We start from the raw sequence: 23,214 nt of genomic DNA, 5'->3' as shown, positions 1-23,214 counted from the left end.
GACAGCCTGGGTTGACAGCAAGGAGCGAATGTGAGTCTGGTGCTCATCGGAGACGTCGGTGTCGAGAACGACACGATCCATATCGGCGACGAGGCCATGTTCGAGGAGTTCGTCGTCCAGGCGCGATCGCACGGGATCTCCCACGTGACCGGCATCTCCTCCGCCCCCGCCGACACCGCCGCGCGGTACGGCGTGGATGCGATAGAGCGCATCGGCTTCGGCTTCACCGGTCCGGATGCCCGGCTGCAGATGCGGGACCGTCGCGAGAGCGTGCTTCGCGCCGCCGCCGGCGACCGCACGCAGCTCGCCGACGACGACACCGCGTGGGCCGTCATCGACGCGATCCGCAGTGCAGACGGCGTGGCGGTCGCCGGCGGCGGCAACCTCGCCTCCACCTGGCCGCTGCATATCGCCGAGCGCGGCACTATCGGCGCGCTGGCGAAACTGTTCGGCCGGCCGCTCGTGGTGAGCGGCCAGACCATCGGCCCAGAACTCACCCTCGGCGACACGGCGCTCGTCGCGCAATTGCTCTCCTCGGCCACGCTGGTCGGGCTGCGGGAGGCCACCTCGCGCGCGCTTACCGAGCGCATCGGCGTCGACCCCGCGAAACTTACCCACACCGTCGACGACGCGAGTTTTCTCGGGTCGGCCACGGGCATCCGTCCGGCGATCCTGGTGACGTTCTCCACCCACCTCGGCGGTGCTGACCGCGACGCGGTCATCACCCGAGCCGCCGAGCTGCTCGACGGTCTGGCCGAGCGCACCGGGCTCGCGATCGAGTTCCTCGCGCATTTCGGGTCGACCGTTCCCGGCATCGTGAAGGGCGACGCCGTGCTGCATGCCGCGATCGCCGAGCGGATGTCCGCGCCCGCCACCCAGATCACCCCGACCACCGCGATGGCGGCCGCCGATCTCGCACGCACCGCATCCCTCGTGCTGACCAGCCGCTACCACCCCGCGGTCTTCGCTACCGCCGCGGGAGTGCCAACCATCGGCATCTCGGTCGACGAGTACACCACCGTGAAACTGACCGGAGCACTCGGCAACTTCGGGCAGAGTTCTGTGCTGCCGATCACCGGGCTCGTGGCCGGTGACGGCCCCGTGCTCGCAGAGCGGGTGTGGGCCGATCGCGATGCGATCCGCGCGGCGGCCGAGCCCGTCGTGACGGCGCGGGCGGCGGAATCGGCAGAGTGGTGGGATCGGGTTTTTCGCGCCATCGGCCGGTGACCCGACACCCCCAGTCCGGGGCACAGCAGCGCAGGAATCGCTGCAAATGCATGGATCGCTCGATTAAATTCACACGTTGGTAACGCACTTTTTCGCGCTTGTATGCAACTGTTGAACTACCCAGCAGTACCGACACACGGTGGCTTCCCCGCCGCCGGCGCCGAAGACGTCGCACTCGCCCGCACGATGCGACCCCCCGGTCGATCGTGATGACGCCGATCGAGTGGACCCGAATGACGCTCTCCGTTTTGCCATACCCCGTACCCGCTCGTTCCCCGCACCCCGCAGGGGGTGCGTCATGGGCGTGAAGCAGCTGACTCTCGTCCGCGTCCTCGCCGTTCTCGTCGTCGCCTTCGGCATCGTCTACATCGGCTGGCGCTGGACCGCATCGGTTCCGTGGTCGGCCTGGTTCATCGCGGTGCCGCTGCTGCTCGCCGAGACCTACAGCTTCGGCGAATCGCTGCTCTACGCGCTCACCATGTGGAACTCGAAGCGCCGCCCGACGGCACCCATCGCCCCCGAGGGTCGCACGGTCGATGTCTTCATCGCCACCTACAACGAGCCGCTCGCGATGGTGATGACGACCGCGATCGCGGCGCGCGACATGACCTACCCGCACGAGACCTGGATTCTGGATGACGGCGATCGCCCGGAATTCCGGCGCGCCGCCGAGCTTCTCGGCATCGGCTACATCACCCGCGGCCCGGAGTGGGAAGGCCGCCAGCGCTTCGCCAAGGCCGGCAACGTCAACAACGCGTTGTTCGCCACGTCCGGCGAGTTCATCGCCATCTTCGACGCCGATCAGGTGCCGCAGCCGCGGTTTCTCAACCGCGTGCTCGGGTATTTCGTCGACGACGAGATCGCCTTCGTCCAGACTCCGCAGCAGTTCTGGAACGTCGACTCCCGCGACCCCCTCGGCAGTCACGCTGACCTGTTCTACGGTCCCATCCAGCAGGGCAAAGACGGCTGGGGTGCCGCGTTCTTCTGCGGATCGAACGCCATACTCCGTCGCGAGGCGCTCATGGCCCTCGGCCTCACCCGCTTCGCACGCGCAGCGCAGGGACGGATGCGGTCGGCGCTCCGAGCCGGACGATCGCGACTGACCGACCTCCTCAGTGAGCTGGCAGTCCGAGACCCCGCCGGGATGCCCGCCGTCGAGGACGCCCTGGCGGCGATGGGCCATGCCGATGCGCAGTACCGCACCGGCGACGTGCTCAGCGAGATCACCTGGCAGCTGCGCACGTCATTCCACCAGGCCGTGCTCAGCCACGACGACGTCTCTGCCGCGGTCATCAGCGAACTCGACGCCGTTCTCGAGCTCGTGGAGGTGGCCCGCACCGACCAGGCGCTCGCCATCCAGCCGCTCGACACGAGCACGATCACCGAAGACATGGCCACCGCGATGCACCTGCACGCGATGGGCTGGTCGAGCGCATACCACCACGAGGTGCTCGTGCACGGGCTCGCCCCGGAAGATGCCGGCACGATGCTCACCCAGCGCAAACGCTGGGCGGCCGGGTCGATGCAGGTGTTCTTCTCCGATAACCCGCTGTTCATGCGCGGCCTCACTCTCGGCCAGCGTTTGATGTACTTCGGCACGATGACGAGCTACCTGAACGGTTTTGCGGCGCTGGTCTACATCGCGGCACCGATCGTGTTTCTCACGCTCGGCATCTACCCGCTCAAGGCCAGCGCGCTCACCTTCCTGCTCTACTTCGTGCCCTTCTTCGCCTGCTGCCAGATCTTCTTCCAGGTGGCCGGTCGACGCTCCCGTGGCCTGTGGCGGGGTCAGCAGATGTCGTTCGCGCTGTTCCCGACCTGGATCGGCGCCACCGTCTCCGGCTTCGCCGCCACGTTTTTTGGAAAGCATCTCGCCTTCTCGGTCACCTCCAAGACCAAGAACCAGGTCGGCACCGACTACCGTGCCGTCGCCCCGCAGCTCGTCGTCATGGGGCTCCTCCTGATCGCGTCCGCGATCGGAATCTACCGCTGTGCCATCGGCGACGCTCCGGTCGCCGCAACCGTGCTCACCCTGGTCTGGGTGGTCATCGACTTCCTCCTCCTCGGCGTCGTCATCGGCGCCGCGCGCTACCGGGGTCCCGGCAGTGACATCACCGACCCGAACCCACCCACGGAAGAACTGACGAGCGCGCTGGCGATCGTCGAGCACGAAACATCCTTCCCCCGTACCCCAGCTGCAGAACGGTAATCACCGCAAGAAATGGAGCCCCCGCCCATGTCTCTTCTCACTCCCATCCCCAGCCCCGCACGTGCCCTCTCGCGCATGGCACCACACCACGACCTCACGGTCGAGGGCGAGCTCAACGCGACCTCCCTCCTCTGCCTCCGCGGCGAGGTCGCGCGTGCCGTCGAGGATCACCCGGCGATCGTGCTGCTCGATGTCTCTGCCGTCACCAAGATCACGCCATCGGGAGTAGCAGGGATGCTCGATCTGCTGCGTATCGCCCGATCGGCCGGCGGTGACTTCCGGGTGCACGGCGAGTCCCCCGTGCTTGCCAGCGCCCACAGCGCCCTGCGACTCACCATGGTGATCGCCGTCTACCCGACCCGATTGGATGCCCTTGAGGCCGCTCGATGAGCGTCGGGTCGCCGCTCCGGCGCTAGGGTCAGGAACCGAACCGGGCCAGAGCGTGCTTCATCGCGGCCTGCGCCTGGGCCGTGGAGTTGAAGCGCCAGTCCTGCTCCTTGTTGGCCTGGAACCAGATGAAACCGTCGACGCGTGCGGAGTCGCCCAGGTAGCTGACCAGGCGGTTGATCCACTCGGCCTTTTCGGTGCCGAGCGGGGACCCCTCCGACGTCGCCGTCTCGGTAACGATGATCGGTCTGCCACCGGGAAGACTGCGCAACTCGCGCAACCCCGAACGGAAGAGACCTTCCGGAGTAGTCCACGTGCGGCCGTCGGCCTGCTGGTTGTAGCCGTCGAGCCCCAGCACGTCCACGGAATCCGCGCCGGGGTAGAGGCTCGTGAACGGCGTTGTGTGCCCCGGGTACGACACATTCGGCGCCCAGACGAACGTCACTTTGCTGGCACCGGCCGACGTGAACACCTCGTGGACGTGACGCCAGGCCGCCACGAAGTCGCCGGCGGTATTGCCGTTGACGCCGATGGCCCACGGATACCAGTCGCCATTCATCTCGTGCGCGAATCGCAGCATGACGGGCTTGTTCCACTCGGCAAGCGCCTGCGCCCAGCGCTTCAGGTCGGCGTCATGCGCTCCAGCGGCGATGGTCGCAAGGGCGTAGTCGGGCTGGTCGACGCCGGCGCCGGGAACCCACGGCTCCAGACTCAGCATGGGCATGGCGCCGCTGTTCGCTATCGCTTCGAGGCGTCCGATCGGAGCGTCCTCGGCGAGCGCGGCGAAGCGCAGCACGTAGTCGGGTTCGCGGCCGGCCATCTGGGTGACGACCGAGATATCGCTCGACGGCTCGCTGTCATCCGGAACATAGACGCCCCACTTCAGCGGGCCGTGTTGCTGCGATTCGGCGCCGGAGCCGCCCGCCCCGGTGCAGGCGGTCAGCAGCACGACGGCGGCCAGACCGATGGCCATGGCTGCCGCCACCGCGGGGCGCGAACGTCTCATGCGGCGCAATTCTATGCGCACGAACTCAGCCTCAAAACGACGCACCTGCACGAACGGAGAGAACGATGACGCCCACCGCCACCGAACCGGAGCACGGCTTCGTCGGTCATCCCGGCAAGAATCGCCGCCGTCGCCCCACCGTGATCGTGCCGCTGATCGTGATGCTGTTGGTGGGCGCGACGGTGGGTGTCGTGACGACGCAGGTGCAGAGTTCTGCTGCCCGTGCCTCGCAGGCGGCCCCCACCGCGACCACGCAGCAGTGCCTGGTCGCCGACCGGGCTGCCCTGGTGCCGAAGAAGGGCGTGCTGTTCGGCGTCAACCTCGACTGGAACACCGAGACGCTGCCCGAATACGCCAAGACCCTCGGCCACGCGCCGGCGGTGACGGTGCAGTTCTCGGACATCCCGTACAGCGCCGCGACCTGGCGCCACACGCTGGATGCCGTCACCCAGGTGAAGGCGAACGGCGGCATCCTGCTGCTCACGCTCGAACCCCACGGTGGACTCGACACCATCAGCGACGCCGTCATCTCGAAGCTGGTCACCGACCTCGCCGCGATCAACGCCGAAGGTGTTCCGGTGATCGTGCGCTTCGCCCATGAGATGAACGGCTCCTGGTACGCCTGGGGACAGCAGCCCACCAAGTACGTGGAGACCTTCCAGCGCGTCGCCACCGCGGTGCACGCCGGCGCGCGCGGCACGTCGATGATGTGGGCGCCCAACTACGGCGGCGGTTATCCGTTCGCCGGCGGGCAGTTCGCCGTGAAACCGGGAACCCCCGATTTCGCGCTCCTCGACACCAACCACGACGGCGCGCTCACGATGGCCGACGACACCTACGCGCCGTACTTCCCGGGTGACCGATACGTCGACTGGGTCGGAATCTCGCTCTACCACTGGGGCAACCAGCGTCCGTGGGGCGACAACGAGGTTCCGGAGCCGAACAAGTTCGCCGACATGCTCACCGGCACGTACAACGGCAGCGCGGGTGATGACAGCGCCATTCCCGACTTCTATCAGGTCTACGGCGTCGACCATGGACATCCGGTCGCGATCCCCGAGACCTCGGCCATCTACACGCCATCCCGCATCGGCGGCGCAAGCGAACTCGCCGTGAAGCAGGCCTGGTGGACACAGGCATTCTCGGCGGAGACTCACAAGGAGTTCCCGCAACTCAAGATGATCAATTGGTTCGAGTGGAGCAAGTACGAGATCGAGATCAAAGACAACGTCGACTGGCGGGCGTCCGGCACGCCGGCCATCGCGAAGGCCTTCTCGAAAGACCTGCCCGGCTGGTTCCGCTACGGCAACGACGTGACGGTCTGCAACAAGCTGTAGACCCGACCCGACCCGACCATCACCGCCTCGCCAGACTCCGCACCGCCACCACCGCGGCGAGCGCGCAGACCGCGCCACCGATCGCCGCGCTGAGCCGTCGGTGACCGATCAGCCAGATCTGGGGGGACGACGTATGCGCGCGATCGCTGAAACTCCCGCGGGCGCCGTGGTCGCCGCTGGCCGGCGCGTAGACGTTGTCGGGCAGCATCGGGTTGCTGGCATCCTTGTCTGCGGCCTGCTGGCCGCTGTACCCGGTGCGGGCGAGATACCAGTCGAGAAACCTCGGGGCGAAGCGCTGCCCGAGGATGGTACCCACCGTTGGTTCGCCGACCCAGGTGCGACGCCTCGGTCGATCCGCGACATCCGCTATCGCCGTCGCTCCCACCTCCGGCTCGAAGATCGGCGGCACCGGCTGCGGGTGGTGCGGCAGCTGCGACTTGACCCACTCGAACTGGATGGTGTTGAGGGCCGGCATGTCGACCACCGACAGTGCCACCGTGCTCTTGGCATGCGTGAGCTCGGAGACCACCGACTCGGTGAAGCCCTCCACCGCGTGCTTCGCGCCGCAGTACGCGGCCTGCAGCGGAATGCCACGGTGCCCGAGAGCCGATCCGACCTGGATGACGTGGCCCCGATCCCGCGGGACCATCCGGGCCAGCGCTGCTCTCGTTCCGTTCACGAACCCGAAGTAATTGACGGCGGTGGCGCGCTCGAAGTCCACTGCGCTCGTGCTGAGGAACTCACCGAAGACGCCGACCATCGCGTCGTTCACCCAGAGCTCGATGGGGCCGAGTTCGGCCTCGATGCGGTCGGCGGCCCGCTCAACGGCGTCGACATCCGAGACATCGGTCGGGATGCCGAGACTGCGTCGACCTGCGGCGATCACCTCGGCCGTCGTCGCGGCCAAGCCATCCTCGCCTCGCGCCAGGATGGCGACGTCCCAGCCGCGGGCGGCGAGCTCGCGCACCGTCGCTCTTCCGAGCCCGGCGGTGCCTCCGGTGACGACGGCGACGCCGCGTGATTGTGTGGACATGAGTGTTCTCTCCCTCGGGTTGCCGACGGGGTGGAACGTACCCTCACTGACGCATCCGCGCCGCAATGTCGACTGGCGGTGGCTCGGCGCGATCGACGCGTGTACATTACCGCCGACATGCAGACCGCTGGCATCCAGACCGCTCACATGCAGTCCGCTGACCTCAGACCGCCGACATCCCGGCTATCGTCGTTCACGGCCGCCACTCCGCCCCGGCCGGAACGAGGATCTGTGACCTTTCGGCCCTGGCGCATCGTCACCTGGCAGTACAAGCTGCTGTACATCGTCGTTGCCGCGTTCTTCTGGCTCGGGCTCGTCTCGTCGGTGTCGCTGCTGAAGCCGACCGTCATTTTGCTCGACGTGCTCGCGTTGGTCGTCTTCGCGTTCGTGTACTTCTGGGCGGTCCGCACCTTCCGCGGGACCAACGAGGACTACTTCGCGCCGCGAGCGTGGTGGCGGATGACCGCGAAGCCCACGCTCAGCCGGTCGCTGGGGGTCATCGCTGCTGTACTCGGGGTTCTCGCCGCGCTCGGTTTGCTCGGCGGGCTCCTGGGCCTCACGACCCTCAGCGATCCGGTTGGACAGGTGCTCGTCGTCGCGGCTTGCGCGGCGTTGGCCTACCTCTACCTCACCTCGGCCCGTCGACTCGTGCGCGAGACGGATTAGGCACGCTCTGGCTTTCGGCCCTGCGCAGGCGTAGGTTTAGCGACAACTCCCCCAGACCCCGGTTGTGCACGCCCACGCGTGATCAACCGTGTGGGCACCCGCCCGGGAAGCGGGTCGGGAGTCTCGGGTGGCTCTTGGCCCGCTGTGTGCATTCAGGTGCTCAAGTGCTCAGGTGCTCAGGTGCTCAAGTGCTCAGGTGCTCAGGTGCTCAAGTGCTAGCCGCGCTCGACCGCCTCGAGGATGCGCGCACCGAGCTCGGCGGGCCTGCTGAACTGCGGCCAGTGCCCGGTCGGCAGATCGACGTACTCCACATCGTGCAGCCGCCCGAGCTCCGCGAGGAACGGCTCTTCGCCGGCTATCCACGCGCGTGCCTGCTCGCCGCTGAACTCACAGGCGATCACCGTCGCGGGCACGGCGTACCGACGCTCGTCCGTGAGCCGAAGCTTGTCGAAGGCTACCCCTCTCGGTTCGGGTATCGCCCGCGCGATGAACTGCGCCCGCAACTCGTCATCGAGATCGACCAGGTCCGGTTGATCGAAGACGTCCCACGCCGGCAGCGGGATCTCTTCGCCGTTCGTCGGGAGTCCGTCGTTGATCGACATGCCCTCCCCCGTCGGGAAGCTGTCGACGTAGATAGCCCGAACTACGGCATCCGGTCGAGCATCGAGGGCGCCATGGATGATCGTGCCTCCACCCGAGTGCCCGACGAGCACGACCGGCTCGCCGATCTCATCGCCCGTGCTGATTTCGTCGATCTTCGCCACCACGGCGTCGATGTGCGTCTGTAGGCCGATGCCCGCGCGCGACGCGTCGACCGATTCCAGCCCAGGCAGGGTGAGCGGATGAACGCGGTGCCCCGCCGCGACGAGCGGTGGCGTCACGTCGTCCCAACTCGATGCGTCCAACCAGAAACCGGGAACCAAGATGATGTCCATGCCGGGCACGCTACTCGCGGGCACCGACGCCCGCGGTGAGTCTGCGGGCCAGGCGGGTGACGCGCCACCCCCGCGTGCAGCCAACAGGCCACATCGGCCCAATCTGCAGCCAACAGGATCGATTCGGAGATCTCGAGCACCGCATCCTGTCGACTGCAGCCTGCGATCGGGGGCTGAGAGTCTCAGGCTCCCGGTGCCCCCACAGGGATTCGAACTCCAATAACGGCTCAATGCCTACGCGCCGATTCGCCAAAAACCCCGGAATCTAGGGCTTTTTCGGTTACTCAAGCATGTTTAGATTTGGCTCGATTTCGATCGAATGTTGCCAAAATGTTGCCACGGACGAGCCTTGAGCTAGCTTCGCTCTGATTCGGCGTACCCACGATCTGTGGGTACGCCGTTCGTCGTCGTCGGGGTACGCCTGTGGGTACGCCTCGGCGACATTCCGCGATCGCGCTCGGTGCGTAGCCTGCTGCCGTAAAGCCGCTCTGCCGCCCATGCGCTACCGGCGATCTAAGGGGACGGGATCGGCCGGCGAACTGGTATCCGTCGCGCCCGATTTCGGTCGCGAGCGCGGCCCATGTGCCCACGCGTACCCATGCGAACGTTTGTTCGACTCGGGGAGAGGGAGTTTTGGGAAGCGCGCGGGTGTCCGTCGTGCGCAAATGGTAAAAATCTGCGCGAGCAGATCGGGCGGCAGGCGAGCTCGGGTGCTGATCGGTGTGCCGGCATGGTGCGACGTGTCTTCGTTGGCCGTGCTCGATGCGTCGTGGTGATCCGTGGCACGGTTGCGGGCGGGTCGTTGTGCTGCCTGATGGGCGGATCTAGTTGTTCACTCTGCTCGAGTACAGCACCACGCGTCTCGCTCACCGGCCCGCACGACGGATGCCCTCTCCCCTATGGCCCACACCGCACAACGCAGAACGGCCCGCCTCGAGGTGAGGCGGGCCGTTCGTTGTGGCGCTGGTAGGTCATAGCCGAGAAAGGTCAGCTCGCTACCATCCTTTCCGTGGGTCGCGACCTCGCTTGGACATCATCCCGGTCGCGCGGTGAGGTTGACGCCGGCTCATGGGTTAGGCGTTCTCGGGCTTCGTCTGTCCTGCCGAGGGAGTGGCATCGATCGACGGACCACCTTCGCCAAGCAGCACCTCGTGCGCTTCGTCCCGATCAATCCCGAGACGATCAGACTCGCCGTACAGCCGTTCCCTCGCGGCCCTGCGCAGCGCGCCCGCGTCTCGAGACTGACTCACGCCGCGGCCTGCAAGCTGCGGTAGACCGCGAATGCGCCGGGCCGGGCGGGCTGGATGTCGCCGCGCCAGTGGGCGACGATGCCGATTTCTCCGGTGTCTGCGAACCGCTCGTTGAGCACCTGCAACGTGATGCCGAGACGCTGGCCGATGAGAAGCTGCGACCAGTCGCCCGCGAACGCGTCGCTCGCACGGTTGACCATCGTTCCCTGCGTGTACGACGGGATGCGGTTGACGACGAACCGAGACAGGTCTTCCACGTCGGACGGGCGCTTGAGCGGCTGCCCGGTGGTGTCCGTGGCCTTCGAGTACTGCTGCGCCAGCTTACTTGACCAGATCAGCGCGTTCGGCGTCTCGTTGCCGTTCAGCACGGTGTAGATCAGATCGAGGATTTCCGACCAGTAGCTCCCGGTCGTCTGCGCGGTGCCGTTGGTGGCGCCGCCGATCACGTTCGCGGCCTTGGTTGCGGTCAGGGCTGCGAGGATGCCGCGCGGGTTGGGCGGGGTCGCGAGGCTGATCGTCCCGGCTCCCGCCGTGATACCGCCGTACAGCGCGTTCAGGTCGAGGTTCGACGCAATCGCCTGCGCCATGGCGTTGACGACGACCGACTCGGCGTTGTCGGCGTCCTGGAACCACTCGAGAGAGCCCTTCACCAATGCGCTCTGAGTCTTGGCGCTCAGCGTCACATTGTCGAACGTCGGATCGCTCGCCGTGATCGCTGAGCTCTCGGCACGGAACGCAGCGGTCGGGTCGCCCGTAAGACGACCGATATTCACGGTCTTGGCGTTCATTGGGACAATCGTGGCACCGGCCTGTGCGACTGCCGATTTGGACCGAGCGAGGTCGATCAGTTGTCCGCTCCACGTGGTGGGCACGACCGCCGAGCCGGTGCCAGCCGTGGCGAGTGCTCGAACCATTTCGCCGAGGTTGCCGTACTGCGCCAGCGCCCCGTCTCCGCTGTCGTCGCGCGACCGTGCGGCCGGGTGCGAGAGGAACGACTGATTGGACCGTAGCGAGGCCTCCCGGCCGGTGTCCGTGTTGATCCACGTCGTGCCCGGTGCGACCCGCTGCTCACCGCCCGCGAGCTGCTCGGAGAACTCCGCGATCTGCCGCTCCTGCTCCATCGTGTTGTCGAGCGCCTTGAGCCGCGCCGAGTAAGCGAGAAACGTGCTCTCAGCGTCATCAAATCGACGCGTCTCATCAGGCGTGAAATCTCGGGCCGCGGCGATTTCTGCGAGCGGCGCGCCGTCCTTCTCCCATGCGGCCTTCCGTTCGTCCAGAAGGTTGCGGTAGTTCTCTTTGATCGATGCCATTGTGTTGGTCTTCTTTCTTTCGGGGTGATCCGCGACGGGCGCCGCGGAAACTTGTGTGTTAGCGCTTCTCCGAGTTGGTGGTGTCGAGCGCTTTGACCAGTCGCCTGCCGTCGAGGTTGACCTCGGTACGGATGTGCGCCCGCTCGAGCGCTTCGACAATCGCGTCTACCGACGCATCGCCGCCCCCGCCGCCGTTGTAGCGACTGAGAGGCACCACGGCCTCGGGGCCGGCTTCACCGATGAGCGCGAGGGTGGGACTTGAGACGATGCCTCCCTCGGCGAGCATCGGAACCTTGAGCTTGGGGAACGCGATGTGCGCGCCGCCGAGAATCCAGGGCATATCGAACGACATCCCGCCGAGCGTGTTGTTCCACGCCTCGACTGCGAATTTCGTGACGTGCAGCATCACGTCGCGCACCAGCCCGATCAGACCGTTCCAGGCGTCACCGACTCGATCGGGGATCGAGGTGAAGAATCCGACGATCGCGCTCACGCGGTCGCCGATCCAGTGCACGCCGTCCGTCGCGCCTTTCACGAGGCCGTCCCAGAATCCCTTGAAGAAATCCGTTATCGCGCCCCAGTTCTTGATGATGATGCCGAGGGGCGTAAACGTAGTGAAGGCGTCCCAGAGCCACCCGACGAACGCCTTGACGCCGACGATGATGTTCTGCCAGAGCTCGCCGAACCACTTCGATATGCCGCCCCAGTTCTTGACGATGAGGACCGCTGCCAGGATCAGGAGGGCGATCGCGCCGACGATTGCGAGCACGATCCACGTGACGGGGCTTGCGTACCATGCCGCGCTGTTGGCGACGGTTGCCGTGGTGTTGGCCGCTGTGGCTGCCGTTCCCGCGATCCGCGCGGCGGTGAGGGTGACGAGCGGGGCAATGGCGCCTAGGACGGTTGCAGCGCCCGGCCCGAAGGCCATGAGGCCGGCCGCTACGTCGCCGACTGGCCCTTCGGTCGATACCATGCTCGACGCCCAATTGTTAAATGCGTTCTTCATGCCGTCGACTTTGCTTTTCGGGCCGTCCGCGATGCTGTCGACCATGCGCTGAGACGCGCCGGTCACGTCGTCAAGCCCGTCGACTGCTTTGCTCGGATCGAGCGCGTAGAGCGCCTGCTGCATGTCCTCGGCTTTGGTGCCAAAGAACGTCACGGCGAGGGCACTGCGCTGTGCAGGGTCTTCCACCCCGCGCAGCCCGTTGAGCACGTCCTCGAGCGCCTGCTTCGCACCCGGCCCGCCCGCGGCAATTGCTTCCTGCGCCTTTACCCCGTCGACCCCGATCGACTTGTATGCCAGCCCGAGGGCCGTGAGCGTCACGCGGGAGTCGGTCTGCGCTGCGGCATTCTCCTTCTGCGCGACCGTGGTCGCTTTGTGGGAGTCGACCACGGCGCGCTGTGCGGTGACGACCTGCTCGCTGCCGTCGACTCCCTTCGCGTCGGCGTCGGCCTTCGCCGCGGCGAGGTCGATGACAGATTGCTTCTGCTCCTTGAGCGCCTGCTCTGCGTTCTCGAGAGCGAGTTGCGCCTCGTCGCGGTCGAGGCCGGTCGAGTCTTTGTCGCGAATGGTCTTGGTCAGGTTCTCCTGCGCCCGTTGCACAGCGAGAGTTGCACCGCGTTCGCCGAGTTGCGCCGACACCAACTGATCCGACATGTCGCTCAGCCGGTCGGCGGCATCCTTGCGAGCGTCGTTCAGCGATTGCTGCGCGCGGAGCTCGTCGCCCTGCGCACGCGCCAGGCTCTCACCCGCCGCCTGCGCCCGAGCCGTCGCGGTGGCCTGGTCGACGGTCGACTTGATGACTGCGCCCTGACCGCGAATCGCGAACTCCTTGAGCGCGTCAGCCACGATGTCGGCGTTTCGCGCGCCGGCAGTCAGTCCCTGGTTGATCAGCCCGAGTGCGGTCTGCCCGTCGAGGCCCAACTGTCGGAACTCGGTGGAGTATTCGGTAAACGTGTCGAGCAGGTCGTCGGCCTCGTTCGCGTTGCTCTGCAGCCCGGCGTCGATGATGTCGAACGCTGCGTCGGCGTCGGGCGCGAGGCCGGCCTTGAGAATCTTGCCTACCGCGGCCGTCGTGCGTCCTACATCCTGATCGAACACCTTGGCCGTGACGAGCGCCTTGGTCGTGATCTTGTTCATGGCGTCAGCACCGATGTCGCCCACGTCGCCGACGTTGCGGGTCACCGCGGCGATGCCGTCGTTGACCTCATCCATGCTGCCGGTGAACCCCTTGGCCCATACCTGCCCCGCGACGGTGCCGAGCTCGCCGCTGTCCTGCGCCGAGGTGCCTAGCTGAGCTTTGAGCTTGGCCTGCCCCTGAGCAATGTCCATGTTGCCCGAAATGAGCTCGCCGACCTTGACCGCAGCGAACGACAGCGCGACACCCGCCGCGACTTTCCCCGCGTGCTTCTCGAACGTCGCGAACGTCTTATCGACGCCGGCCGTGTCGCCGAGGATGTTGACTACAAAGTCTTTCGCGCTAATCGTCTTCTCCAAATTCGTCAGGTGATTCGCCCGCAAACATGTCTGCGAGTTGCTGGTCTTTCCACGCCTGGTTGGCGAGTCGAGCAGTGCCACAGTTCCGACATGGCCCTGGGGCGCCGTGAGGCTGGTGTCTCGAGCAGAACGGCGAGGGAGGCAGACCCGGCACGTCGTCGGCTCGCGAGGGGCTCTCTCCCCACTCCCGCTCGCCGCTCTCTCTCGGCTCCCACTCGCTCGGCTCGCCCTCTCCCTCTCCCTTCCTCTCTCCTCTGCCACGAGTCCCCCGCGAGACACTCGCGAGGGACTGCTCGAGGCTCTCGCGATCCCCTCGCGAGTCACTCGCGCTTGCATGCGCGAGGCTCTCGCGAGTGTCTCGCGAGGTTTCTTTGGGGGGCATCGGAACGGTCGTCAGAGACGGGCGATCGACCTTCTGATGCGTCTTCCATCCCGTCACCGCGAAGTACATGCGGTCATCGACCTCGTAGAAGCTGATCTGCCCGCCCGCGTGGAGCGCGTTGAGGTGTTTGTCGACCTCGGCGACGGTGATTTCCTCATCCATCGGCCAAACTGCTGCCTTGATCAGCTTCGGATTTGCGTTGCCGTTCCCGTAGTCGTCGGCGTACGCCCACAGGCCGATAAACGTCAGACGCGCAGGAATCGAGAGCGCGATGACATCCTCCGAGGAAAAGAACTGCGACTTGACCACGCGGTACCGCGACATCACCATTCAGAGGCCACCGAGAGGCTGCGGAGTGACTTCGATCGTGCGTTCCTCGGCCCGGCGCGATGCCGCGTCCAGCGCTCGAGCGAGCCGGCGAGCCTCGAACGGCATCAGGTCGAGTTCGATCGCGCCCTCGATCCGAACAAGGTGGTTTGGCGGTGTGCTGAGTAGTGGTGCAACTCTGATCAGCAGCGTGCCCGCGAACTCCGCGTCGACCGAGCGGGGTTGCATCCGCCCGCTGCGCTTGCGCTCCCTCACCGGGCATCTTCTAGCTTGATGATGGAAGGCCAGCCGTAGCCGTGTAAGGCGAGCCGATCGGTGCGGAGCGTGATTAGCTGGGGTGCTGCGTCGCCTCTCCGGTGAGACTCGACCGCCGCCTCGAAGAGAGCGAAGTACTCCATGTCGGTGCCGTACATGGTGACCTTCTGACCGTCCGCTGTCTCGCACAGGATCGCGAACGTCGGGACCGAGGCAAGACCGATGCTGCCTGCTTCGTCAGCCGTCAGCCTCTCGGCTGCTCGAATGTCCGGATCGGCAGGCGGCGCGAGCTCAGAGCGCGCCGCGCGCTTCAACCGTGCGCCTCTACGAACTCGGCGCTCTCGACAGCCGTAGCGATGTCCTCGAGCATGCGGTCTTCGTCACTCGACGCCCCGACCCAATGCACTGCGACGGCGGCTCCGTCCTCGTTCAGTTCCACGTCGACCCGATCGACACGGTGCTCCGCTGCTACCTCGATCGCGTCCGTATTGAGCTCGGCGATGAGGTCGCGAATCTGGTCTAGGCCGTCCTCAGCGTTCGACCGGGACACGCCCGACAGCCGCTCGCAGACCGTCGCTGCCGTTGCCAGGCGCTCGGCGAGGTTGCGCAGCTTCGTCGGCGTCAGCCCCTCAAGACGGGTGGTGCTCACCGTCCATGTACCGGCCGCTCCCTCGCTGTTGTCGAGGAAGATGTCGACCTCATCAGCCGAGAGCGTGACCTGATGGAAAGCGCTCCCTCCGATCGCGGGATCGGCCGGGTAGAAGATGCTCTCGGCGTTGCCGAAGATGTTCGTCATGATGTTGTGCCTTTCGGGTGTGGGGGTCGGGGCGGCGAGCTAGGCAGCGTCGCCGGTGATGGTCTTTGCGGATGCCTCGAGCCAGGCGTTTACGTCTTCCTCGCGGTAAAGAACCGTCTTCGGAGTTGGCTTGAGGAAGGTCGGCGGCAGGCCGTGGAACCGGCGCTGCGCGAGCACGCCCGTCGCAATCCCGGTCATTTCCGTGATGTCTTTGGGTTTGAGCAGCTTTCCCATGAGTGCCCTCATTTCTTCGCTATCGGCTGGGTGCGATTGAGAATCTATCCATACCGATAGAGCCGTGTCAAATGTCACTCGTCATCATTCGATATTGAATCGCGACAAACTAAGACAATTCGCGCTAACGTTGAACCCATGACAGTTGCCACGTCGTTTGCTGAGTTCTCATCGGGGTCGAAACTCTCCAAGGTTTCGGCGCTCCCAGACCTCGTGTTCCCTCGTTATGTGCGGATCGAGGTTGAAGACGAACCTGGAACAAGCGTCGATTTCGTGCTGCTCGCCGTATTTGACCTAGCCGCGCACCGCTATGTTGTGGACTCCATTGAGGTTCGAAGACGCGCACCCGGCGATGATGTCAACGCGGTCGCGCTGCGTTCGGTCAGGGTTCAAGAGTTCCTTCGCCGCGGACTGATGGACGCGATCGGCACCGCCGAGAGTGTCGAGACAGCAGACGGTTACATGCCGCCCACCCTCAGCGAGAAGCGCGCGGCCGAAATCAGATTTGCGGGTCCGTCCGACCTAGCCACCCTCACGTGGGTTGCTCGGTTCTACGCGCGCGCCGAAGCTCTGAGCATGCAGCCCGCCCGTGCAGTACAGGAAAGCATCGGAATCCCCGCCCCCACAGCGTCGGTGTGGATTCGCCGCGCGAGGGATCGGGGACTGCTAAGCCCGCTGGGAGTGCAGCCCGAGTACGACGATATGCCCGGGTTCGCGCAAGACCGGGCTTCGCTCGACCTGCTGCGCTAATGGGCACCGTCACGTCCTACGCGACGACCGAGGGCAAGCGCTATCGGGTGCTCTACCGGAAGCCCGATCACTCACAGACGAGCAAGCGCGGTTTCAGAACCAAACGCGATGCCGAGCTCTTTCTCGCATCGGTGGAGATATCCAAGAGCCGCGGGGAGTTCGTAAACGCGAGCGACGGGCGCGTGTCAGTGCAGACGCTCGCCGAGACATGGCTCGCCTCACAGACTCACCTGAAACCGTCATCGCTCGAGCCAGTTGAAATCGCTTTACGCCTCTACGTGCTGCCCCGGTGGGGCAGCACGGCGATCGCTGACATTCGACACAGTGACGTTCAGACCTGGATCGCGCAAATGGGGCAGGGAACCGCGAAGACTGCACACGCCAAGCTACCCGGCCCGCGCTCTGCAACGGTCGTGCTGCGCGCCTATGGTGTGCTCGCAAGCATCCTCGATGTCGCGGCGCGCGATCGCCGACTCGCGACCAATCCCGCGCGCGGAGTCTCCCTCCCTCGCAAGGGCAAAAAGGCCCGCGTCTACCTCACGCATGAGCGGGTGCGGTTGCTCGCCGACAACGCCGGGGATCACGGCACGATGATTCGTACGCTCGCCTACACGGGACTGCGCTGGGGCGAGGTGGTCGGTCTGCGCGTCCGCGACCTCGACGCGCTGCGGCGTCGGCTGAACGTGCGAGAGAACGCCGTGCGCGTTGGCGGGCGAATCGAGGTTGGCACGCCGAAGACGCACGAGGCCCGCTCGGTGCCGTTCCCGCTGTTCCTGTCGATTCCGCTCGCTCGAGCCGCTGAGGGCAAGAGCTCTCTCGAACTTTTGTTCGGCAACGGCCGAGATTACGTCCGCACGCCGAGCCACGGCGACGGGTGGTTTGCAGCCGCCGTCGCCGATGCAATGACAGCCGATGCCGACTTTCCTCGCGTCACCCCGCACGACCTGCGCCACACCGCGGCGAGCCTCGCTATCTCGGCCGGGGCGAACGTGAAAGCAGTGCAAAGGATGCTCGGCCACGCCTCCGCAGCGATGACCCTCGACACCTACGCCGACCTGTTCGATGACGATCTAGACGCCGTTGCCGATGCTCTGCACGATGCTGAAGCGAATTCAAATGTTGCCAAAATGTTGCCACGGCGGGCTACGAGCGGGGAGCCAACCCCCCTACATCCCAGTATTTACGGGGAAGTTGGCCGCTAAATCAGCGTGCCCCCACAGGGATTCGAACCCTGACTGAATCGATTTTAAGTCGAGCGCCTCTGCCGATTGGGCTATGGGGGCCCCCGTCAACACTACTGATGCTCGAGACCGGGTCGGATGCGCGCGGCGGGTCATCCCGCCGTGATTGTTCCCGTTTGCGGCGAATGTGCCTGCTCGAGTGGGCACAATCGGCTCAAACGGGCACAATCGGCCCGAATGTGACTACTTCGCGGCGGGAGCCTTTCGTGCCGCAGGTGCCTTCTTCGGCGCGGCCGGCGCGGCCGGGGCCGCAGCCTCGGCTGGCGCCTCGACGGCCGGCTTCGGGCGCGATGCGAAGGTCTCGAAGGCGAGACGTGGGAACTCGCGTGCCTCGATCGACACGATGTCGCGGCCGAGCAGGAAGTTGAGGATCCAGACGGTGAACACCCGGGTCTTGCGCTCCCACATCGGCACGGCGAGGCCGTGGTATCCGCGGTGCATGAACCAGGCGAGCAGACCGGTCACGGCGAACTTGCCAGACTGGAACGCCCCCACGTAGAGACCGAGGCCGGCTACGGCACCGATGTTCTTGTGGAAGTAGTCGTGGAGACCCTCGCCGCGGATGCTCGCCAGTAGGTTCTTCGCCAGCGTCTTGCCCTGGCGAACGGCGTGCTGGGCGTTCGGCACGGTGAAGCCGCCGACGCCACCACCGGTGAGGTCGGGAGTCGCCGTGACATCGCCGGCACCCCAGGCGTCGGCAACCACGCCGTCATCGTTGATGACACGGAGGTCGGCCTGCACCCGCAGGCGACCGCGCTCTTCTGTCGGCAGGTCGGTGTTGCGAAGAACCGGGTTTGCCATGACGCCCGCGGTCCAGACGATGAGGTCGGACTCGAAGCTCTCGCCGGTCGACAGCTCGATCTTGCCGCCGACGGCGGAGGAGAGCTGCGTGTTGAGGTGGATCTCAGCGCCACGCTCGGCGTAATTCTTGATCACCCAGAGGCTGGTCTTGAGCGACACCTCGGGCATGATGCGGCCCATCGCCTCGATGAGGTGGAAGTGCGTGTCTTCAAACTTCAGCGTCGGGTACTTCGGCAGCAGTGCGCTGGCGAAGCTGCGCAGTTCGCCGAAGATCTCGATTCCGGCGAAGCCGCCGCCCACGACGGTGAAGGTGAGCAGACGATCGCGCTCGGGGCCGGCGGGCAGGTTCGCCGCGCGGTCGAAGTTGGTGAGAACGCGGTCGCGGATGGCGATCGCCTCTTCGATGGTCTTGAGACCGATCGCCTCGTCGGCAACGCCCGGGATCGGGAAAGTGCGCGACACGGCACCGGCGGTGACGACGATGATGTCGTACTGGATGTCCCAGGGCTCACCGATGGGCGGCGTGATCGTCGCGGTCTTGGTGGCGTGGTCGATTTTCGTGACCTTGGCCGTGATGACCTCGGTGGTCTTGAGGTGACGACGGTGCGAAACGACGGCGTGACGGGGCTCGATAGAGCCCGCAGCGACCTCCGGCAGGAAGGGCTGGTAGGTCATATAAGGGAGCGGGTCGACCATGACGACCTCGGCCTCGCCAGGCCGCATTTGGCGCTCGAGCTTCAGGGCTGTGTAGAAACCGGCGTAACCGCCGCCAACGATGAGGATTTTGGGCACGACCTATAATCTACTACTTGCCCTGGGTTCTCCCTGACGTCTGCCCCCGTCGCGCCCGCACCGCGCCACGGATGACCAGCGAGAGTAGCCCGGCGAATACCAGGTAGATGACGAGCGGCAGTCCGGCATCCCGCAGCGCTCCGATCGAGGGAAGCACCGATCCGAACGGCGACACCGGTGCGGCACCCGCTTCTGGCACCTTCGTGGGCTTCGCGGTGGTGCTGGGCGCCGGCTGGGCAGTGGCCTCCGCGCGCCGGTTGAGACGGATCCATTCCTTCAGATCGTCGGCCGGATTCGTCCTCACGCTCGGCACGTTCGCGGTCACGGCCGCAGCCGCGTCGATCAGCCCACTGCCATAGACGATGGCGTCGCCAGCGGGCCTCGCGGTGGCGGTCAGCCGGTTGATCGCGTTTCCGGCCGAGATTCCGGGATGCGCGGCGACGATGAGCGCGAGCAGCCCAGACACGATGGGCGTCGCCCCACTCGTGCCGGCCCACTGGAAATATCCGCTGCCGGGGCCAGCGCCGACGAGATCCTCGCTCGGGGCGGAGACGGTGAGGGTGATGCCCTGCGACGACGCGTCGAAGCTCGCCTTACCGTTGCGATCGACACCGGCGACGACCACGACGCCAGGCATCGTGGCCGGAGCACCCACCTCGGTGGTGCCACTCCCCCGGTTGCCGGCAGCGGCGACGACGATCACGTTGTGCTGCATCGCGTAGAGGAACGCCGCGTCCCAGCTCGGCGGCCAGTCCAGGGTGTTGCGGGTGAGCGACATGTTGATGATGTCGGCGCCGTGATCCACCGACCACCGCACCGCCTGGGCGATCTGATCGTCTGAGTCGACGGCACCGACGCCGAAACCGACCGAGACGGCGAGGATGTTCGCGGCCGGAGCCACCCCGATCACTCCCGCTCCGCTTCCATGGCCTCGACCCGCCAGCATCGAGGCGACCATGGTGCCGTGAGCGTTGTCGTCGCCCACCGGGGTCTGGCCGTTCGGGGAACCGACGCCCGAGACATCCGTTCCTCCGGTCACGGCGCCGACCAGGTCGGGCACCGAGCCATCGACGCCGGTGTCGATCACCGCGACGGTCGCCCCGGCGCCGCGTGTGGTGTTCCAGGCCGCGGTGAAGCCGTAGTCGCTGAGCCAATACTCGCGATCGCGAATACTGTCGGCGGATGCCGGGGAAGCGACGAGCAGGGACGCGAAGAGTCCGAAGACCACCGCGATCACCACCGCCCCCCGACGCCCCCGTTTCGACATCAGCTGCCGGTGGACTCGAGGGAGTAGTCGGCACACTCGCACACCAGGGGCGACCAGGCGGCCAGTTCGAGGGCGAGATCGCCGATCGGGTTCACCCCGGGACCGGCGGCGAGGGCGTGCCCGGCCAGGGCGTGCAGGCACTTGACCCGCACCGGCATGCCACCCGCGGAGATGCCGGCGATCTCCTCGACGTGGTCGATCCCCTCCCGGTCGGCGAGATAGGCGGCGTGGGCTGCCGCATAGGCCTCGGCCACAGCCGGCTCGTCGAGTCGCGCGGCGAGTTCGGTCATGACGCCGTTCGCTTCGAGGGTCGAGATCGCCGCCGTGGCAGCCGGGTGCGACAGGTAGTACAGGGTCGGGAATGGCGTTCCGTCGGCCAGTCGCGGACTGGTCGAGACGACCGTTGGATTGCCGCAGACACAACGTGCGGCGATGCCGATCACGTTGCGGGCAGGGCGCCCGAGCTGGTGCGAGACGGTCGCGATGTCGTCGTCGGTGGGGGCGTCGAAGGGCGGGGTGGTCATGGTGTGGGGCTGCCTGTCGGGGTGGGAACGCCGATCGTCGGCGCGATGAGTTCGTTGCGGGGGGCGTCGCTGAGTCCGGCGGTGAAAACCGAGGAGAGCATCGACTGCACCCAGTCGACCTTGGTGGTCTGGATGTCCTTGCTGATCGGCTGCGCGGTGGTCGCGGGTGCGGTGGCTCCGTCGTCGATCACCAGAAAGCTGAAGTCGCCGGGGAAGACGTAGTCGAGGCGCTCCCGGGCCTGGGCCTCGATATAGGTCGGGTCGTCCCAGCGGGCGTTCTGCTGCTTCAATTCGCCGACAGAGTTCTTCGCGTCCTGAACAGCGGCCTGAAGTGCGGCGATCTGCTGACGCTGCTCGATGTAGATGCGCAGGCTGGGGGCGAGCACCACGACCGCGAGCACGATCAGACCGAGGGCGATGATGGTGAACCCGGAAAGACGGATGCTGCGAAGCCACTGTCCGTGCGCGCCCTCTTCCGGCATCCGCACTGCCACGCGCTCGGTGCGGATACGCGGAGTCTTCGGATGTGCACTCCGCGGGGTTCTCGCCATGCTGATGAGCCTAAGTGGGGTTTCTGAAAATGCTCCTTCGACAAGCGTGCGCTGGTTGAGTAGCGCGGGCGCTACTCAACCAGCGGCGTGCTAGCCCTGGAAGCGGGGGAAGGCGCTGCGACCGGCGTAGACCGCCGCGTCGCCGAGCTCCTCCTCGATGCGCAGGAGCTGGTTGTACTTGGCAACCCGGTCGCTACGGGCGGGGGCGCCGGTCTTGATCTGTCCGGCATCCGTCGCCACCGCGAGGTCGGCGATCGTGGTGTCTTCGGTCTCACCGGAGCGGTGCGACAGGATCGCGGTGTAGCCGCTGCGCTGGGCCAAGGCCACGGCATCCAGCGTCTCGGTGAGGGTACCGATCTGGTTGACCTTCACCAGGATGGAGTTGGCCACCTTCTGGTCGATGCCCTGCTGCAGGCGCTTCGGGTTGGTCACGAACAGGTCGTCGCCGACGATCTGCACCCGCGAGCCGAGCTGCTCGGTGAGGTGCGCGTAGCCCTCCCAGTCGTCTTCGGCCAGCGGGTCTTCGATCGTGACCAGCGGGTAGTCGCTCACCAGGCCGACGAAGTAGTCGGTGAGCTGAGCGGCCGAGAGCTGCTGCTTCTCGAAGTTGTAGACGCCCTTGTCGAAGAACTCGGTCGAGGCGACGTCGAGGCCGAGCGCGATGTCCTTGCCCGGAGTGAAGCCGGCCGAGGTGATCGCCTCGACGAGCAGGTCGAGCGCCGCGCGTCCACCGGAGAGGTCGGGGGCGAAGCCACCCTCATCGCCGAGGCCGGTCGACAGGCCCTTCGAGTGCAGCAGCGCCTTGAGCGCGTGGTAGGTCTCGACGCCCCAACGCAAGCCCTCACTGAAGGTCTCGGCGCCGATCGGCAGGATCATGAACTCCTGGATGTCGACACTGGTGTCTGCGTGCGCGCCGCCGTTGATCACGTTGAGCATCGGCACCGGCAGGGTGTGTGCGTTCGGGCCACCCAGGTAGCGGAACAGCGGCAGGTTGAGCGAGTCGGCCGAGGCCTTCGCGACGGCGAGCGAGACGCCGAGGATGGCGTTCGCGCCGAGCTTCTTCTTGTTCTCGGTGCCGTCGAGCGCGATCATCTCGGCGTCGATCAGTCGCTGGTCGGTGGCGTCGAAGCCCTCGATAGCCGGGCCGAGCACGTCGATGACGGCGTCGACGGCCTTCTCCACTCCCTTGCCGCCATAGCGATTCTTGTCGCCGTCGCGCAGCTCGTAGGCCTCGAATGCACCGGTCGACGCGCCGGAGGGCACGGCCGCACGGGCGACGACACCGTCGTCGAGCAGAACCTCGACCTCGACGGTCGGGTTGCCCCGAGAATCCAGAATTTCGCGAGCGCCAACTGCCTCGATCAATGCCACGACGGGGGTCTCCTTCAGATCGTCCGACTTGTGCTGTCGACCGCTCAGACGCGAGCCGACAATGCG

Annotated in this window: 22 protein-coding genes and 1 tRNA gene; 7 read left to right on the top strand and 16 right to left on the bottom strand. The window is 66.2% G+C overall.

Annotated elements, in window-relative coordinates; genetic code table 11:
* Positions 1 to 30 precede the first annotated feature (30 nt).
* From IV501_RS06370 to IV501_RS06360, 3 genes are all read left to right on the top strand, one after another.
* Positions 31 to 1,227 carry a polysaccharide pyruvyl transferase family protein gene (locus tag IV501_RS06370; protein WP_200555616.1) on the top strand — a complete coding sequence of 399 codons (1,197 nt, stop codon included), beginning with the start codon at positions 31 to 33 and terminating at the stop codon, positions 1,225 to 1,227.
* 298 nt (positions 1,228 to 1,525) lie between these two features.
* On the top strand, positions 1,526 to 3,436 hold the full coding sequence (locus tag IV501_RS06365) for a glycosyltransferase family 2 protein (RefSeq protein WP_200555615.1): 1,911 nt from the start codon (positions 1,526 to 1,528) through the stop codon (positions 3,434 to 3,436).
* Positions 3,437 to 3,463: 27 nt separating this feature from the next.
* Positions 3,464 to 3,826, top strand: coding sequence for an STAS domain-containing protein (locus tag IV501_RS06360; protein WP_200555614.1), 363 nt, complete (start codon positions 3,464 to 3,466; stop codon positions 3,824 to 3,826).
* Between the two features lie 28 nt (positions 3,827 to 3,854).
* Here the strand turns inward: IV501_RS06360 and IV501_RS06355 are convergent, their stop codons facing one another.
* Entirely contained in the window at positions 3,855 to 4,829 is a 975-nt protein-coding gene (locus IV501_RS06355; protein WP_200555613.1) for a glycoside hydrolase family 26 protein, read from the bottom strand.
* A gap of 65 nt (positions 4,830 to 4,894) precedes the next feature.
* On the opposite strand from IV501_RS06355, the gene IV501_RS06350 reads away from it, so the two are divergent.
* Positions 4,895 to 6,166, top strand: a complete 1,272-nt coding sequence (locus tag IV501_RS06350; RefSeq protein WP_200555612.1) for a glycoside hydrolase family 26 protein — start codon at positions 4,895 to 4,897, stop codon at positions 6,164 to 6,166.
* 19 nt (positions 6,167 to 6,185) lie between these two features.
* On the opposite strand, the gene IV501_RS06345 is transcribed toward IV501_RS06350, so the two are convergent.
* Entirely contained in the window at positions 6,186 to 7,199 is a 1,014-nt protein-coding gene (locus IV501_RS06345) for an SDR family oxidoreductase (RefSeq protein ID WP_200555611.1), read from the bottom strand.
* 231 nt (positions 7,200 to 7,430) lie between these two features.
* Here IV501_RS06345 and IV501_RS06340 point away from each other — a divergent pair, with 231 nt between their 5' ends.
* The gene (locus IV501_RS06340) at positions 7,431 to 7,865 is read left to right on the top strand and encodes a hypothetical protein (RefSeq protein WP_200555610.1); all 435 of its coding nucleotides are present in this window, start codon (positions 7,431 to 7,433) and stop codon (positions 7,863 to 7,865) included.
* A 215-nt stretch (positions 7,866 to 8,080) separates the two neighbouring features.
* Here IV501_RS06340 and IV501_RS06335 read toward each other — a convergent pair whose 3' ends face one another.
* The 8 genes from IV501_RS06335 to IV501_RS06300 all read right to left on the bottom strand — a co-directional run bounded on the left by IV501_RS06335 (position 8,081) and on the right by IV501_RS06300 (position 15,851).
* A complete protein-coding gene (locus IV501_RS06335) occupies positions 8,081 to 8,800 on the bottom strand; it encodes an alpha/beta fold hydrolase (RefSeq protein ID WP_200555609.1) in 720 nt (239 codons plus the stop codon).
* Between the two features lie 1,246 nt (positions 8,801 to 10,046).
* Positions 10,047 to 11,360 (bottom strand): phage major capsid protein, encoded by a 1,314-nt coding sequence (locus IV501_RS06330; protein WP_200555608.1) that lies wholly within the window; start codon positions 11,358 to 11,360, stop codon positions 10,047 to 10,049.
* A 58-nt stretch (positions 11,361 to 11,418) separates the two neighbouring features.
* On the bottom strand, positions 11,419 to 13,857 hold the full coding sequence (locus IV501_RS06325) for a phage tail tape measure protein (RefSeq protein ID WP_200555607.1): 2,439 nt from the start codon (positions 13,855 to 13,857) through the stop codon (positions 11,419 to 11,421).
* Positions 13,841 to 14,569: a hypothetical protein gene (locus tag IV501_RS06320; protein WP_200555606.1), complete on the bottom strand. Its 729-nt coding sequence runs from the start codon at positions 14,567 to 14,569 to the stop codon at positions 13,841 to 13,843. Before IV501_RS06320 ends, IV501_RS06325 begins: the two co-directional genes overlap by 17 nt.
* Positions 14,570 to 14,821 carry a hypothetical protein gene (locus tag IV501_RS06315; protein ID WP_200555605.1) on the bottom strand — a complete coding sequence of 84 codons (252 nt, stop codon included), beginning with the start codon at positions 14,819 to 14,821 and terminating at the stop codon, positions 14,570 to 14,572.
* Positions 14,818 to 15,135, bottom strand: a complete 318-nt coding sequence (locus tag IV501_RS06310) for a hypothetical protein (protein WP_200555604.1) — start codon at positions 15,133 to 15,135, stop codon at positions 14,818 to 14,820. Before IV501_RS06310 ends, IV501_RS06315 begins: the two co-directional genes overlap by 4 nt.
* Positions 15,132 to 15,617, bottom strand: coding sequence for a hypothetical protein (locus IV501_RS06305; protein ID WP_200555603.1), 486 nt, complete (start codon positions 15,615 to 15,617; stop codon positions 15,132 to 15,134). The genes IV501_RS06310 and IV501_RS06305 overlap by 4 nt, the downstream gene beginning before the upstream one ends.
* A 39-nt stretch (positions 15,618 to 15,656) precedes the next feature.
* Positions 15,657 to 15,851, bottom strand: coding sequence for a helix-turn-helix transcriptional regulator (locus IV501_RS06300; RefSeq protein WP_234698342.1), 195 nt, complete (start codon positions 15,849 to 15,851; stop codon positions 15,657 to 15,659).
* 138 nt (positions 15,852 to 15,989) lie between these two features.
* Here IV501_RS06300 and IV501_RS06295 point away from each other — a divergent pair, with 138 nt between their 5' ends.
* Positions 15,990 to 16,601, top strand: a complete 612-nt coding sequence (locus tag IV501_RS06295; protein ID WP_200555601.1) for a hypothetical protein — start codon at positions 15,990 to 15,992, stop codon at positions 16,599 to 16,601.
* The gene (locus tag IV501_RS06290) at positions 16,601 to 17,803 is read left to right on the top strand and encodes a site-specific integrase (RefSeq protein WP_200555600.1); all 1,203 of its coding nucleotides are present in this window, start codon (positions 16,601 to 16,603) and stop codon (positions 17,801 to 17,803) included. Before IV501_RS06295 ends, IV501_RS06290 begins: the two co-directional genes overlap by 1 nt.
* A gap of 7 nt (positions 17,804 to 17,810) precedes the next feature.
* Here the strand turns inward: IV501_RS06290 and IV501_RS06285 are convergent.
* The 6 genes from IV501_RS06285 to eno form a co-directional block, all read right to left on the bottom strand.
* A tRNA-Leu gene (locus tag IV501_RS06285) sits at positions 17,811 to 17,884 on the bottom strand.
* 141 nt (positions 17,885 to 18,025) lie between these two features.
* The gene (locus IV501_RS06280; RefSeq protein WP_200555599.1) at positions 18,026 to 19,435 is read right to left on the bottom strand and encodes an NAD(P)/FAD-dependent oxidoreductase; all 1,410 of its coding nucleotides are present in this window, start codon (positions 19,433 to 19,435) and stop codon (positions 18,026 to 18,028) included.
* Positions 19,436 to 19,448: 13 nt separating this feature from the next.
* A complete protein-coding gene (locus tag IV501_RS06275) occupies positions 19,449 to 20,702 on the bottom strand; it encodes a S8 family peptidase (protein ID WP_200555598.1) in 1,254 nt (417 codons plus the stop codon).
* Entirely contained in the window at positions 20,702 to 21,226 is a 525-nt protein-coding gene (locus tag IV501_RS06270; RefSeq protein ID WP_200555597.1) for a DUF501 domain-containing protein, read from the bottom strand. The genes IV501_RS06275 and IV501_RS06270 overlap by 1 nt, the downstream gene beginning before the upstream one ends.
* Positions 21,223 to 21,777, bottom strand: coding sequence for an FtsB family cell division protein (locus IV501_RS06265; protein WP_200555596.1), 555 nt, complete (start codon positions 21,775 to 21,777; stop codon positions 21,223 to 21,225). Before IV501_RS06265 ends, IV501_RS06270 begins: the two co-directional genes overlap by 4 nt.
* 90 nt (positions 21,778 to 21,867) lie before the next feature.
* A complete protein-coding gene (gene eno / locus IV501_RS06260; protein ID WP_200555595.1) occupies positions 21,868 to 23,148 on the bottom strand; it encodes a phosphopyruvate hydratase in 1,281 nt (426 codons plus the stop codon).
* Positions 23,149 to 23,214 lie beyond the last annotated feature (66 nt).

The organism is Lacisediminihabitans changchengi, assembly GCF_016634425.1.
In the GTDB taxonomy this organism is placed as follows: domain Bacteria; phylum Actinomycetota; class Actinomycetes; order Actinomycetales; family Microbacteriaceae; genus Lacisediminihabitans; species Lacisediminihabitans changchengi.
The sequence above is the reverse complement of the archived record's forward strand: the minus strand, read 5'-3'. Positions and strand labels throughout refer to the sequence as shown.